At 52.4% G+C, this 14,166-nt stretch carries 14 protein-coding genes; 6 read left to right on the plus strand and 8 right to left on the minus strand.

Annotated features, from left to right (window positions below; genetic code table 11):
• Positions 1 to 7: 7 nt before the first annotated feature.
• Positions 8 to 820, minus strand: coding sequence for a nucleoside triphosphate pyrophosphohydrolase (mazG, locus tag GKR98_17265; GenBank protein QMU59774.1), 813 nt, complete (start codon positions 818 to 820; stop codon positions 8 to 10).
• Between the two features lie 114 nt (positions 821 to 934).
• On the opposite strand from mazG, the gene speB reads away from it, so the two are divergent.
• The 5 genes from speB to GKR98_17290 all read left to right on the plus strand — a co-directional run bounded on the left by speB (position 935) and on the right by GKR98_17290 (position 5,482).
• Positions 935 to 1,903, plus strand: coding sequence for an agmatinase (gene speB, locus GKR98_17270; GenBank protein ID QMU59775.1), 969 nt, complete (start codon positions 935 to 937; stop codon positions 1,901 to 1,903).
• A 58-nt stretch (positions 1,904 to 1,961) separates the two neighbouring features.
• Positions 1,962 to 2,408, plus strand: a complete 447-nt coding sequence (locus GKR98_17275) for a DUF1499 domain-containing protein (GenBank protein QMU59776.1) — start codon at positions 1,962 to 1,964, stop codon at positions 2,406 to 2,408.
• A 314-nt stretch (positions 2,409 to 2,722) separates the two neighbouring features.
• On the plus strand, positions 2,723 to 3,778 hold the full coding sequence (gene prfA / locus GKR98_17280; GenBank protein QMU59777.1) for a peptide chain release factor 1: 1,056 nt from the start codon (positions 2,723 to 2,725) through the stop codon (positions 3,776 to 3,778).
• A 41-nt stretch (positions 3,779 to 3,819) separates the two neighbouring features.
• Positions 3,820 to 4,626: a peptide chain release factor N(5)-glutamine methyltransferase gene (prmC, locus tag GKR98_17285; GenBank protein ID QMU60156.1), complete on the plus strand. Its 807-nt coding sequence runs from the start codon at positions 3,820 to 3,822 to the stop codon at positions 4,624 to 4,626.
• A gap of 226 nt (positions 4,627 to 4,852) precedes the next feature.
• Entirely contained in the window at positions 4,853 to 5,482 is a 630-nt protein-coding gene (locus GKR98_17290) for a DUF4167 domain-containing protein (GenBank protein QMU59778.1), read from the plus strand.
• Positions 5,483 to 5,488: 6 nt separating this feature from the next.
• Here the strand turns inward: GKR98_17290 and rsmA are convergent, their stop codons facing one another.
• From rsmA to lptF, 6 genes are read right to left on the minus strand one after another with little or no spacing between them, the layout of a single operon-like run.
• Positions 5,489 to 6,331 (minus strand): 16S rRNA (adenine(1518)-N(6)/adenine(1519)-N(6))-dimethyltransferase RsmA, encoded by an 843-nt coding sequence (rsmA, locus tag GKR98_17295; GenBank protein ID QMU59779.1) that lies wholly within the window; start codon positions 6,329 to 6,331, stop codon positions 5,489 to 5,491.
• Positions 6,328 to 7,308, minus strand: a complete 981-nt coding sequence (gene pdxA, locus GKR98_17300; GenBank protein QMU59780.1) for a 4-hydroxythreonine-4-phosphate dehydrogenase PdxA — start codon at positions 7,306 to 7,308, stop codon at positions 6,328 to 6,330. Before pdxA ends, rsmA begins: the two co-directional genes overlap by 4 nt.
• An 11-nt stretch (positions 7,309 to 7,319) precedes the next feature.
• Positions 7,320 to 8,606 (minus strand): peptidylprolyl isomerase, encoded by a 1,287-nt coding sequence (locus GKR98_17305; GenBank protein ID QMU59781.1) that lies wholly within the window; start codon positions 8,604 to 8,606, stop codon positions 7,320 to 7,322.
• Positions 8,551 to 10,680, minus strand: a complete 2,130-nt coding sequence (gene lptD, locus GKR98_17310) for an LPS assembly protein LptD (protein ID QMU59782.1) — start codon at positions 10,678 to 10,680, stop codon at positions 8,551 to 8,553. Before lptD ends, GKR98_17305 begins: the two co-directional genes overlap by 56 nt.
• Positions 10,677 to 11,777: an LPS export ABC transporter permease LptG gene (gene lptG / locus GKR98_17315; protein QMU59783.1), complete on the minus strand. Its 1,101-nt coding sequence runs from the start codon at positions 11,775 to 11,777 to the stop codon at positions 10,677 to 10,679. Before lptG ends, lptD begins: the two co-directional genes overlap by 4 nt.
• A complete protein-coding gene (gene lptF, locus GKR98_17320; protein QMU60157.1) occupies positions 11,774 to 12,916 on the minus strand; it encodes an LPS export ABC transporter permease LptF in 1,143 nt (380 codons plus the stop codon). The genes lptG and lptF overlap by 4 nt, the downstream gene beginning before the upstream one ends.
• A 196-nt stretch (positions 12,917 to 13,112) precedes the next feature.
• Between lptF and GKR98_17325 the strand changes: the two genes are divergently transcribed.
• Complete coding sequence (locus tag GKR98_17325; GenBank protein ID QMU60158.1) at positions 13,113 to 13,577, plus strand: DNA polymerase III subunit chi; 465 nt, start codon at positions 13,113 to 13,115, stop codon at positions 13,575 to 13,577.
• Positions 13,578 to 13,584: 7 nt separating this feature from the next.
• On the opposite strand, the gene GKR98_17330 is transcribed toward GKR98_17325, so the two are convergent.
• Positions 13,585 to 14,166, minus strand: a complete 582-nt coding sequence (locus GKR98_17330; protein QMU59784.1) for a TIGR02281 family clan AA aspartic protease — start codon at positions 14,164 to 14,166, stop codon at positions 13,585 to 13,587.

Here is a 14,166-nt window from a genome sequence, read left to right on the forward strand (position 1 = left end):
AAGTCGGCTATTTCTCGCGTGCCTTAATTTCGTTCCATAACGCATCCATCTCATCGAGCGTGGAATCCGCTGGTGATTTGCCAGAACCTGCAAGTTCGTCTTCAATAGCTGCGAACCGCCTTTCAACTTTTGCATTTGTGCGTTTGAGCGCTTGCTCTGGGTCAATGCCCCAGTGGCGAGAAAGATTGACCATAACGAATAGTAGATCGCCGAATTCGGCTTCGGTTTCATCTTTGGAGATGTTTTTGGCGTCTTCCAGCTCTTGGATTTCTTCCATGAGTTTTTCCAGAACAGGACCAGTTTCACCCCAGTCAAAACCGACGCGGGACAGTCTTTTCTGCAGTTTCAGGGCGCGCATCAGCGCTGGTAATCCAAGTGCCACGCCGTCCAAGGTGCGCTTTTCGCCATCATTGGAGCGCTCAGCTGCTTTGGCTTTTTCCCAATCGGCGGTTTGTTGTTCCGCGCTTTTGTTCCTGTTTTCAGACCCAAAAACATGTGGGTGACGGCTGATCATCTTGGAAGAGATGCGTTTGGCAACGTCATCGAAAGTGAACAGGCCGGACTCTTCTGCCATCTGACTGTGGTAAACAACCTGAAGCAAGAGATCGCCAAGTTCCCCCTGCAGGTCCGGCCAATTTGTGCGCTCGATCGCGTCGGCGACTTCATAGGCTTCTTCGATAGTGTAGGGCGCGATTGAGGCAAAGTCCTGCTCAATATCCCAGGGACAGCCGGTGTCCTTGTCTCGTAGGCGGCGCATGACTTCCAATAGTCTTGGCAATCCGTCAGGCGTGTTTCCAATGGGATCAGTGGTGATTGTCATGCTGGTGTCTTTTTGCAGAATTTTCCCTGTGCACCTTTTACCAGCCAACCCGATGAGTCTACATGGTGCGAGCAAATCATATTGATGGCTGAAAGAAAGCCGCGGGAGACAAAGATGGCGTTGGAAGATGCTGCCAATGAGGTGGATGTAGCAGTCACCCGGAAGGATCCACGTGGGTTAGCCTATGAGAATGTGTTTTCCGGTGTGTCCTCATTTTTGCGTCGAAAGCTCACCAAAGAGCTTGATGACATTGATATTGCGGTGACTGGAGTGCCTTTCGATCAAGCGGTGACGCACCGTTCTGGTGCACGGTTTGGACCCCGCGCAATTCGAGAAGCATCGACGCTGCAAGCTGGAGATCCCCCGTATGGTTGGGGTTTTGATCCATTGAGCGAGTTTGCAATTGCCGACTACGGTGACATGGCATTTGATTATGCCCGTGTCGCGGATGTTCCGGTGCTTATTGAATCTCATATAGACGGTATTCTGGATACAGAAACGTCCTGTCTGACCTTGGGTGGGGATCATTCGATAACTCTTCCAATTTTGCGCGCCCACGCCAAGAAATTTGGTCCGCTCGCGCTTTTGCAGTTCGATGCGCATTCGGACACCTGGATTGATGATGAACCCGCACGGGTCGATCGTGGCACAATCATCTATAAGGCGGTGAAAGAAGGCCTGATCGATGTCGAGAAGTCAGTTCAAGTGGGCATTCGAATTAGCAATGATACTCCAATGGGTATTCGGCGTATTGGAGCACGAGAAGTTCATGAGGCTAGTGCGCCAGATATTGTGAGCAAAATCAAAGAGATAATAGGAGAATCTAACGTTTATCTGAGCTTTGACATTGATGCGATGGACCCTGCATATGCGCCAGGAACCGGCACGCCAGTTTGGGGCGGTCTAACGTCTGCGCAAGTCGCCGCAATGCTACGGGATTTGGCGGGCATCAATCTAATCGGAGCGGATGTCGTAGAAGTTGCGCCGGCATATGATCATGCGAGTATCACAGCGGTCGCGGCCGCACATGTTGGATACGAGTTGATTTGTTTGTTGGCATGGAACCGCCGATCAGATTTCTGACGCAAAAATTTTGCCATAATTAGCCGCTATTACTGTCAACGGGCGCGATGGAGGATCTATGGGCAACTTTGCTTTAGTTGTTGGTATTATTGCACTAATTACCTTTATGTGGAGCAGGTGGTCACCTACGAATCCGGATGAATGGCATTTGGATCCAGCGGATGTTGACGACAGTGCACAGCGGTCATTTCGCCTTATCGGGCGGGAAGCGCCCAGATTTTCTGGGCCGCTTTCAGAGGTCTTACAAGAATTTTCGGAAGTTGCTCTGAGTGAACCGGGAGTTAAGGCCCTGGAGGGCGATATCTCGGAGGGTATGATGACTTTCGTCGCTAGGGCTCCAGTGACCGGAACACGCGATGTCATAACTGTTAAGGCCGTTGCCGAAGGTGCTAACACAAAAGTTTCGGTGATTTCGCGCCAGCGCATGAAGTTGGGGTCAGATGCCGGACGCAACCGTGACAGATTGGATCGCTGGCTGGCTGAACTGCAACTGCGGTTCGCTTAGCGACGACGAAAGCCTAACCGCGCGGGCGTCCTCGCAAAGTGGACCACTTGCGGACATGTCGCACGGCGCCATAAATTACGTCCATCGACAGCGACACAGATGATTTCACCCAAGTCTATCCGTGCACACTGAGTATCGCTGCAATTACTGTCCAGAACCTGCCCGCTATCACCTTTCATGTCTGCAAGTCAGAGGCCGACGTGGTCAAATTTTTCAGCGAAACTCTCCCCATGAGGACGAGAACTGTAAAATAACACCTCCAAAGCAGGTAACAGCGGCTTGACCAACAACGGGCAATGAAGGACATGGGATACATGATCCCGTCTGATACACTTGACCAGATTACCGCGCGTTTCCAGTTCCTTGAGGCCAAAATGGCCGGTGGGGCAGATGCCGGTGAAATAGCTGCACTTGCGAAAGAATACTCGGATCTGCGTCCAGTAGTTGCGGAGATTGCCGAGTATCAGGCGCTGTTGACGGGGCAGGCAGAAGCCGAATCTATGCTTGATGATCCGGAAATGCGCGCTCTGGCAGAAGAAGAATTGCTTGGGCTTCGTGGTAGTATTCCGGCGGCGGAGCAAGCTCTGCGCGTTTCGCTTTTGCCGAAAGATGCGGCGGATGCTCGCCCAGCTATCATTGAGATCCGTCCTGGAACAGGTGGCGACGAGGCGGCGCTTTTTGCAGGGGATCTTCTGCGGATGTATCAGCGCTATGCCGAGGCCAAGGGTTGGCGGTTCAACATTATCGAGCATTCAGAGTCTGAGCTGGGCGGGATCAAAGAGGCTGTCGTTAATGTCGCGGGCGAGGGAGTGTTTGCCCGTTTGAAGTTCGAGTCTGGGGTGCATCGTGTGCAAAGGGTGCCCGAAACCGAAAGTGGTGGCCGTATTCATACCTCGGCAGCAACTGTTGCCGTGCTTCCAGAGGCAGAAGAGGTCGACATCGATATCCCAGTGACTGACATCCGGATTGATACCATGCGAGCCAGCGGCGCAGGCGGGCAGCACGTGAACACCACAGATTCGGCTGTTCGCATTACGCATATTCCAAGCGGTATTGTCGTAACGTCGTCTGAGAAATCACAGCACCAGAACCGTGCGATTGCGATGCAGGTTCTACGGGCGAAACTCTTTGATGCCGAGAGGCAAAAGGCCGCCGACGAGCGCGCGGCCGAGCGCAAGTCGCAAGTGGGATCTGGTGACCGGTCCGAACGTATCCGAACCTACAACTTTCCGCAGGGCCGTATGACGGATCATAGAATTGGTCTTACTTTATATAAGCTTAGCGAGATCATGCAGGGTGATCTTGATGAGATTGTCGACGCTTTGACCGCGGATGATCAGGCTGCGAAACTGGCAGAGCAGGGACTTTGACGAAGCGAACAGTTCAGTCAATTGTGAATGAGGGCGCTGAAATGTTGTCACGCAATGGTGTTTCGGATGCGGTCCGGGATGCTCGCCGACTTTTGGCATTTGCCATGGGTGTCGACATTGACCGAATTACTTTGATGCTGCGCGATGATGTTGGTGGGGTCGTGGCCAAGCTATTTGACGAGTTGATCCAACGGCGCGCAAATCGCGAGCCAGTATCTCACATTATCGGGGGTCGGTGGTTTCGCGATCATTGGTTTCGCGTTTCAGCGGACGTGTTGGACCCGAGGCCAGAAACAGAAATGTTGGTGGACATTGCGTTAGAGAGGTCGGTTGAACGTTGCCTGGACCTAGGGACCGGTAGCGGTTGCATTCTACTTAGCATACTGGCTGAAGCAAAAGGCGCGACAGGTATTGGTTGTGATGCGTCCGATGGCGCCTTGCGGTGTGCTCAAACAAACACAGACGCATTGGGGATGGGCAGTCGAGTCTCTTTCGTTAAGTCCAACTGGTGGTCCGGATTGAGCGGTGCATTCGATCTTATCGTCTCGAACCCGCCTTACATCGCACTGGACGAAATGGATGCTCTTCAACCCGAAGTGCGGGAATTTGAGCCGCGGGGCGCTTTGACTGACGAAGGTGATGGCACTTCGGCATATATCGAAATTGCGCGGCGGGCGCGCGAGTTTTTACACCCTGACGGGAGGCTAATCGTCGAGATCGGGAAAACGCAGGCAAGTGCAGTTTCACAGATTTTTCGGAGCGAGGGACTTGAAGATATCCAAACCTATACCGACTTGAATGGTCATGACCGTGTAGTCGCTTGCTCGGTCAAAGTTAACGGAAAATAGCGATCTTTTTGGCAAGTATGTGGGATTTCCGCTGATTATGCGCCCAATGCGACAGTTTTCCCTTGCCCTGAACAACCCCACTAGCTACACAAAATTCAGCGAGTTGCGGAGCATCTGTTAGCTCACCTCGCGAATTGCCAATCCTTGCACGGACATTGCGACCCACGACGGGACGCCACGTTAGGAAAGCCGCGCAAGACCAGACCAAAGGCTGGACTGTAACCTAATGAGATCATCAAAATCACGTTCGCGGTCGAAGTCGAACCGCAACCGTTCCGTCGGTAATGTCGTTAACCGAGTTTTCGACAGTTCAGGCCCCGAGGGGAAGGTTCGCGGAACGCCGCAGCAAATAATTGATAAGTACAATCAACTTGCACGCGATGCGCAATTGTCGAATGACCGCGTAGCGGCCGAGAATTTTCAGCAGCATGCTGAGCATTATTTGCGTATGCTGGCAGAGGCACAGCGTGAACAGCAGGAACGGCAGCAACAGCACCAGCAGAACCAACAAAACAATCAAAATCAGCAAAACAATCAAAACCAGCAGAATAATCAAAATCAGCAGCCGCGCCGCCACGACAATGAGCAGCCTGCGGGAAATGGTGTTCAGCCGGATGTGCAGGACGCCACCCAGCCTCAACCGAGTTCCAAAGAGGCGCCGAAATCAGGTGGTGATGTAATTGATCTTGACAGTTCGGGTGTTGAAACCGGTTTGGTAGAGACCCCGGAAGAGCGGCCCCAGCGCGCACGCAAGCCAAGAAAAAAGCCGGAACCGAAGCCAAAAGCGCAGGACGAGGGAAACGGTGAGCAGCCCGTGATTTCTGAGACACCTGCGGCCCCGGATGCTGCAGAATAAATCTAACTAAGGTTCTAGTATGGTTCGTGCCAGAGTACAAAATTGCTCTAGCTCTACGTTTTCTGCGCGGTCCGTGGGTTTGATACCAGCAGCTATCAAGCGATCTTCGATATCTGGCGCGGCACCTTTAAGGCTTGCGCGCATCATCTTTCGGCGCTGATTGAAAGCTTGAGCCACAAGGCGCAAAAGCGTTTTGCCATCTGCGGGAAATCGTGGCTCTGGTAGCGACTTCAAATGTACAACTGCCGAGTGCACTTTGGGTGGTGGCGAAAAGGCAGCCGGCGGCAGCTCCATCGCAATTCTGGCATCGCTTCGCCAAGAGGCAAGGATGCTTAGGCGGCCATAAGTTTTGCTTCCTGGACGTGCGACGATGCGCTGTGCGACCTCCTTTTGAAACATCAAAGTCATGCTTTCCCAGAATGGAGGCCATTCTGGTGGATCAAGCCAGCGTGTCAGGAGCTCTGTTCCGACGTTGTACGGAAGATTGGCGGCGATCTTGATTGGTGGCACCAACATTCCGGAAATGTCCAAATCCAATGCGTCTGCTGAAATTACAGTGAGCCTGTCGGGATATGCGTCTGCGATTTGTTGAAGTGCGGGCAGACAGCGTTCGTCTTTTTCAACCGCCAGGACACGGCGGGCTCCTTCTGCCAAGAGACCACGCGTCAGCCCACCTGGGCCAGGGCCGATTTCAAGGATGTCGGAGGCACTCAGATCACCTCCAACCCGTGCAATCTTAGCTGTTAAGTTGAGATCTAAGAGAAAGTTCTGGCCGAGAGATTTTCGCGCCGACAATCCGTGCTTGGCAATCACGTCACGCAGAGGTGGCAGGTCATCAATTGCGCTCATGCGAGACTTTTCTTTCGAACCTGTGCCATGCTGTCGGCCAGTTTGAGCGCCTCGATTAACGAATTTGGGTTAGCTATGCCTTTGCCAGCAATATCAAAAGCTGTCCCATGGTCAGGAGAGGTGCGAATGAAGGGCAAACCCAAAGTTGTGTTTACGCCAGTATCAAAGGCTATCGTCTTGATGGGTATCAATGCCTGATCGTGATACATTGCCACTGCGGCGTCATAGGTGGATCGAGCAGCCGCGTGAAACATCGTGTCAGCGGGCAATGGGCCGATGACATCATGCCCCTCTTTTCGCAGCTTTTCACAAAGCGGCGCTATGAATTCCAGTTCCTCATCACCCAAAATGCCGCCTTCGCCTGCGTGCGGGTTCAACCCCGCAACGGCAATTCGCGGCACCAAGAGCCCGAAATCTTTGTGAAGGGCCTCAAGGGTGGTCCGCAGTACGTATTCCAGGACATTGGGCGTTAGAGCACCACGAACATCGCGCAATGGAATGTGGATGGTTGCAGGTACTACACGTAGTTCGCTGGAAGCCAACATCATGACGCTGCGGTCTTGGCCTGCCAGATGTGCAAGAAATTCGGTGTGTCCGGGGTGCTTGAAGTCGGCGTGATCAACAAGAATTTTCTTTGAGATTGGACTTGTGCAGAGGCCGGAAACTTGGCCACTTTTGACCAGGCTGACAGCGCGTTCGATTGCGGTCACGATCGAACTGGCGTTCTCGGGTGTGGGATTGCCCGGTGTGGCCGGACATGGGAAGTCGTGGCGAAGGACAGGCAGCTTTGTTGATGACACATCCGGAACTTCGGCTGGCGTTTCGATGACTTGGTAGGAAGTCTCCGCTGGCAGGTGGCGCGGATCGCCGATCCAGAAGAATGGCATTTGGTCTTTAAGTGCCTGACGAGCTTTTATGGCTATTTCGGGCCCTATTCCCGCTGGATCACCGCATGTCAGCGCAACAGATTGCCTCACAGTCGTAACACCTATTGCGCCGTTAGATCGACGATGTGCGTGCTGGCGCGTAAGTTCGCCAGGTAATCGGCTGCCATGACGCCCATGCGTGAATTCGCCATTCTGTTTTGGACGATTTCCATATCGACCGTACTTTCCTGTGCCGGGCTACGGCTGCACAGCATAAGGATTGTGATCTGGTCGTTTCTGCGAAGACTTGTAGTCGCCTCACCTACATCGAGACCTGTGATGGCTGCCCTAACGTCGTCTGGAAGTCCTTGTATAGGTGTGTTTTCGCGAGTAAGCCGCTGCGGCGGTAAGCCTTGCGCAACGCCATATAAGTCATCGCACGTATCGATGCTGCCCATTAATGCAGTTGCGCTGGCTTGATCACCGCCGGTAACAAACAGTGCGTAGTCGACAGCTAGGGTGCTTGGTGTTCCGGCAGCCACTTGCTCGATGTCTCGAAGGAAATAAAGGCCTATGGCGTTTTCCAGATCGATAGGGCGCGATATTTGCCCTGGATTGATGCGACTGATTTCGGCACTAACCTCGGGCGGAAGGGCAGTTAGCGGAGCCCATCCAAGCTCGCCACCGTTGAACCGCGAATTGGCAACAGAATACTGTCTGGCGAAGCCGGAGAACTCTGCTTCAGTTGTGACCGAGCGAATTTCAGAGGCTCTTGCGCGAGACGCTCGGGTTGTTTCGGGGGAGGTCGCTGGTAGTAGAATTTCAGTAACCAGAATTCTGACACCGCCCTCTGTGCCGGTTCTGGCCAAAGCTCTTTCAATTTGATCCGTCGAGATTGCGGCAGCAGTTTCACCAAATCTTTGCCGCACCAGACTGCGCCAGGCAACTCCTGCCGCCATGAAATCGCGAAATGTCTGTGCGTTGACGCCGCTTTCGGCAAGTGCGCCAACAAATTCATCGACTGTTAGATCTGCGCGGGCGGCAAATTCAGATTGAGCGGACAAGATTTGGTCGTCGCTGGGCGCAATGTTAGCTTGTCGAGTGGCCGATAGCTGAATGGCCTCGGAGATGAGTTGTTCGCGCGCCAACTGGCGCGGGTCACCAGGGGCGTTCAAGAGCGAAAGAAACAGGGTTCTTTGGTCCAGCTGATACCGTGTAACGATTTGATCGCCCACCTGAATAGCCGGGGTAAACCTACTTTGTGCATTCAATGCCGTGCTTGTTGTCGGCAACAACAACAGCGCAACCGCCACTGTCAGAATTATTCGGATCATCCGCCCTCCAAACATCGAATTAGCCGCTGCAAGTGTGTTTGTTTGTCGGTCCAGCACTTGCTCCACCCACCCCATTCAGCGAAATTCGAAAGCCAAAATCCGTTGTTGGCGTTACACTACTTGAGGTCGCGTAGCGGCGCGAGACTGAAAGATCGATTTCCACACACTCATTGGTGAAGTTAAGGCCCAGTCCGGCTTTGGCGGCGCGACCCGCGCGAAAGTCATATCGCCAATCGGTGCTTGCCGTCCAGTTTTCAGTGATGGCCAGGGAGCCGTCGAATGACCATTCGGACAACCTTTCCAGTCGACCTTCAGCTGGTTCCGGGGCTGCGAATATGTAACTAGATCCAACTGACGCTGTTTGGCTTGCCCAGTCTATTCGGGTTTCACTCAGGGTAACTGCCACGTTGTCATCAAAAAGAGAACGGCTTGCGATAGCCAGATTGCTGTTCATTTGCATTCGTCCCGCAACCAGCCACTCTGATTGGTCGCCAGTGAGACCAGTTCCTGCTGCAAATCCAAGCGAGCCATCAAGGCTAGCGACGCGGCCAAGAGCAAGATCATATGTAGTGTTTTGCGCTGTTCTTCGCTTCCAATTCAAGCCAGCCGCAAGTCGTGCACCGTTTTCAACACCGTCAACACCGGGGTATCGGGAAAACGAGAAAAGGTTAGCTTCGTCAAACTCAACAATGTTGCTGTCTTCTAATGGAACCAATCCGCCACTGGCATCTGCGATGTCCAGTCGAAGAATTGGTTCAAGCAAGTCAGATGAACCATCAGAATTGTTGCGGATCATGGGCAGGCGCAGTTCCAATGCGCCGCGCGGTACTGTTCTGATCAGATTAGATTCGAAGTTGCTGTCCTGTCCGATGTTATAGGCATCAGCCTGTGCACCAAGTTCAGTTTTTGCGACGATACCGTGGCTGAACAGAAAGCTCCGTTTCCATTCGGCGCCGATACCGACCCGCGAAACATCTCGTCCATCAATGTCAGCGGACGATGGCCGGTTAAGTGTAACGGCGCTAACGAAGACGTCGGTTTGGCCGCCAAAGACGAGGTTGGGTAATTTTCGCCGGTATCGAGTTTCTAAGAAGCGGTCCGTCAGCGTGTCGCGTATCGGAATTTCGCTTTCTCTGAGAGTGCGGAACTCTGAGACGCTGAAGCTGAAGACATCTTTTTCGCGGACGCGATCAACAGAGATGCTGTTGGTCAGGCGGTCTTTGTCAGAGTAGTTGTAAAGGTAAAGGTATCCAGGGTCTGAAACGAGTTCGAGCTGTCCCGACAGGCGAAAATCTTTTGGCAATTGGTATTGGCCAGTCGCAAACACATACCCTCGGTCGCTGTCGATGTCGTCGTTTGAAAAGGCACCATCAAATGACAGTTGTCCGTTTCTGATTTCTTGTCGATACCCGAATTCGAGAGTCTCAGTCGAAGCCGATAAATATGGTGTCACAGTTAAGTCGGCGTGTTGTCCAATTGCATAGAAATACGGCAACTTCAGACCGGTGCCCAAGTCAGAGGATGTACGAAGTCGAGGGATAAGGAAGCCACTGGTGCGTTCAAGGGTTGGATCTGGCAGGCGAAGCCGCGGGATATAGAATACGGGTACGCCAACAAACCTCAGTTGAGCGCTTTCAAAATACAGTTGCTGTTCTTGATTGTCGTGGACGACACGGCTGGCACGTATTTCCCAAAGTGGCGTCTGGTTGTCCGAGCAGACACGGCAGGCTGAAGCCACAGTGTTGTTTAGAGCCGTATATCGACCGTCAATGCGTGATATATCGTTGGCAGCCAGCTGGAGTTGCCGGTTCAGAACCAATCGGGCGGATTGCAATATTCCGTCGCGCAAGCTTGAGTCTAGTGTCGCAGACTGCGCTGCAAAAACGCTGCCGTCGCTGTCTGTGACTACGATAGGGCCGGTGATGTTCAACTGATTTGCACGCTGATCATAAATAACGCGAGTCGCGGTTAGCCGTGTCTCTTCGTGAAATACTTCGACATTCCCTTCGGCAATTATGATGCCCTGAGGATCAACCGAAATGGAGTCGGCCAAAAGCGTCGCTTGGTTCTGTGCAGAAGCTGGAGCGCTTAACAGAACGGTCAACGCCAGTAGATGGATCGCCATGAATTTTCGGAATATTCGCTTCATCCGTCTTCCAGGTGCAAAAGCAATCCTAACGGAAGCAATATGGCCGCAAGTGGAGGGCCCCAAACGGCCAGTAGGATGGGAACTTGCCCATTTTCGCCAAGAATGGCCGCAAAATTGCGAATAAAAAACAATCCGAATCCTAATGCGAGTGCGCCAAGAACCATGATGCCCGTGCGCCCGAAACGCGTGTGGCGCATCGTAAATCCAGCACCTATTAGCACCATACTTACAAGGAGTAACGGCAGCGCCAATTCCATATGAAGAAAGGTTCGGTGAATGCGTGCCGAAAATCCTGCGGTTTCCAACCGTTCGATAAAACGAGGCAATTCCCAAACCGGAATGGACGAGGGTGAGCCAAAACTGTCCAGTATCTGGTCCTGCGTCAAACTTGATGCCAGGCTGAGTTTTTTGGCTTGAAAGGCGGCGGCCTCGGGAATTTTGCTGTTATTGTCAAACCGCCATTCCTTAGCATTTTCAATTGCCCAGGCTCCGGACTTCAACTCGGCTTTCTCTGCCTCAATCCGAAATGTCGGCCGACCATCAAGATCAAAACCCAGAAAACTCACATCGAACAGTACTGTTCCCTGAAGATTGACCCGACTTGCACTGATTACGGTTTGTCCTGATGCATTACCCTGCCTGAGCCACAACCCGTCTTTGGTAACAGATAATGTCGTTGCACCGCTTCCGGTTAGTTTGGATCCGTATGTCTCATACTGTTTTGTGGTGGCGGCGATAATCGGGTTGAAGACACCAACAGAAATCGCACCTACCAACAAAGCCATCAGTGTGGGAGCAATCAAGGATTTTAGCGCTGACCTTCCAGAAGCGCGGGTCACGACAAGTTCGGATGATCGTGCCAATCCTAGGAAGAGTGCCAGCGTGGATAGGAGCGTAACCAATGGCAAAATTCGGTACAGGGTTTCCGGAATGTTCAGTGATGTTAAAACAATGAAATCTTTAAACGATGCATCGCTGGGACCAAAACGACGGATTTGCTCAATCATGTCCACCATGAACAGAATGACAAAGAACACCATCAGCGTTGACAGAAAGGATCGCAGGAAGCGCTTTGCAAAGTAGATGTGGAGCGTCATTTTGCAGGCCCCGGGTTTGGTGGTTTACTTTTGCCGAACCTAAGCAAGCCCGGATGCGCAGCAACCCAAAGCATCGTCGCGAACAAGGCCAATCCCAGTGTGGGCCCGAGGTAAGCCAATGGCCAACTTGAAGCATTTGCTTGAACCGCGTCCTGGCCAATCCGCGTAACCATCTGAATCACGACCAATATACCGATTGCAAAGATGATCTGACGCCAGACGCCGAAACGTGAAAATCCACCTAGAAGTAGTGCTGAGAATCCGATTAGAGGCGCAATGAAACCGTTTAATGCAAGAGCAAATCGTTCATGTGCCTCGGCGATGAGCGTTGACGAGGGCAAATTCGTTGCCTGTTGATCTTCCTGGCTGGCCTGCAAAAGATCGCCCGTTGGCATCTGCTGAGGGCGAAGCCTGCCAGGCGGTGACATATCCACAAAGCCGGACAAATCAAACGCGAAATCTTCGAACTGAGTGACTGACAAAAGCCGTGTTTCACGATCTAGGACCTGTGTCAGCCCTTCCAGCATAATCAATGTTGGGGCTGTGTCTCCTCGGATTAGCAAAGCTTCACGCGTGGTATAGGTGAGCGTTCGTGTCGGGTCGCGGGCATCGGAAAGAAAGACATTCTTTAGCTCTCCACGCGCTGAGATTTCACGAATATAAAAGGTCACATTTGTTGTCGGGTGCAGGAACTGGCCTTCGCTCAATAGTCTGGCGGTCATGTTTTGCGCTATCTCGTCAGAGCGAATGGCCAATTGGCGAAGGCTCGATGGGACCAAGATATGCGCGAGGATGCTGGTCAAAACAGCAACGACCAAGCCAAATACCAGCACCGGTCTTGCAAGCCTCCAGGGCGAAAACCCTGTGGCCTGAACAACAACAAGCTCGCTTTCGGTGGTCAGTCGGTTGCTTACGTAGACAGATGCGGCGAAGGCGGCAATCGGCAGGACAATGCGGATGACGTTCGGCAGCGATAATAGCGAGAACTCAAGGAAAACTGCAGCGGATTGTCCGTTTGCGATGAGCTGGTCAAAAAGGACTACGGCTCGATTGATCCAGTAAACCAAGACAAGGACGAGTGCGAAGATCCCGAACAACATCAGGAACTGAGCCAACAGATATCTGTCGAATTTACCAATCATGAATAAAGTGCCTGATGCCGTTGCAGAATTCTTAAACCATCCGCGAACTGGTGGAAACACTTGCTCAACACGGTATTTGGCGGATCGGCGCCTGTTGCTTTAGACAAAGACCTCCAAGATAAGCGATATCTGCATGCCAAGTTTCGACATGTGAGATAGGCTAAGAATCTGGTGGCTTCTGAAGGGTTAAATGATGGGCTCGGCCTATTTCTATCATGTTACTGAGCGTCCGCTCGAATCTACTCTGAGGACTTTGGTCACCAAGTCCTTAGCGAATAACTGGCGTGTTACGATCAAGTGCCCGGATTCAGAGCTGACTGAACGTATTGATCGCATTTTGTGGCAAGGTGACGGGTTCCTGCCACACGGCGTATCTGGCGGACCCCACGATGAACGCCAGCCTGTCTTATTAACGGACTCAGATACTGCAAACGGAGCTCAATGCGTGATCGTCTTGGGCAATTCAAAACTTGATGTTGAGGACGTGCGCGAGACGGAGAGATACTGCATTCTGTTTGACGGAGCAGATGATAGCGCGGTTTCGAATGCGCGTGAACAATGGCGTGCAATTTCTAGTGCTGGAATAAGCGCTCAATATTGGGCGGAGACGGATGGGTCTTGGGTAATGAAGGCCAGCAATCAACCAACCGAAGAGTGAATTGGCCTCAGGGGATCAAGGTCATGCTGTTCCCTTCAATCTCAATCTTGTCGAATTGGCTTAAAAAACTCATGCCAAGGAGACTGCCGCCCATTTCGGCAGAATTGATAGCAACTGGAAAGTTGGAAAGCTCGAAGGGCCCAATCGATATGTCATCGACACGTTCATAGGCAATCTTGACGATACCATTTGCAGTGCTCGCGGAGCCGAGAAACGCCAGATTATCGACGTCGATGCCGACTTGGCGAGCGTCCGTTGGAGTCAACACTACGTCGGTCGCACCAGTATCGACCAGAAAGTCTAACGAGCGCCCGTTGATATCGACAACTGCATGAAAGTGCCCGTCAGACTGGCGGGGAAGCTCGATAGAGTGTCCATCAGCGAGTACGGTCTGGCGCGGAACAAGGTCCGTTCGCACATCTTCCCAAAGACCATATGCCGCGATGAACCCCATGAATATGAGACCCCACGCAACAGCCATGCGCATCGTTTTCCCAAGGCCCTGGCGGTTCTCAGCAATAAACCAACCGGCGACTGCCACACCTAGAACGGTTAGGTAGATCAGGTTGTCGATCTGAATGTTTTCCAT

The sequence above is a fragment of the Boseongicola sp. genome, from assembly GCA_014075275.1.
GTDB lineage: Bacteria > Pseudomonadota > Alphaproteobacteria > Rhodobacterales > Rhodobacteraceae.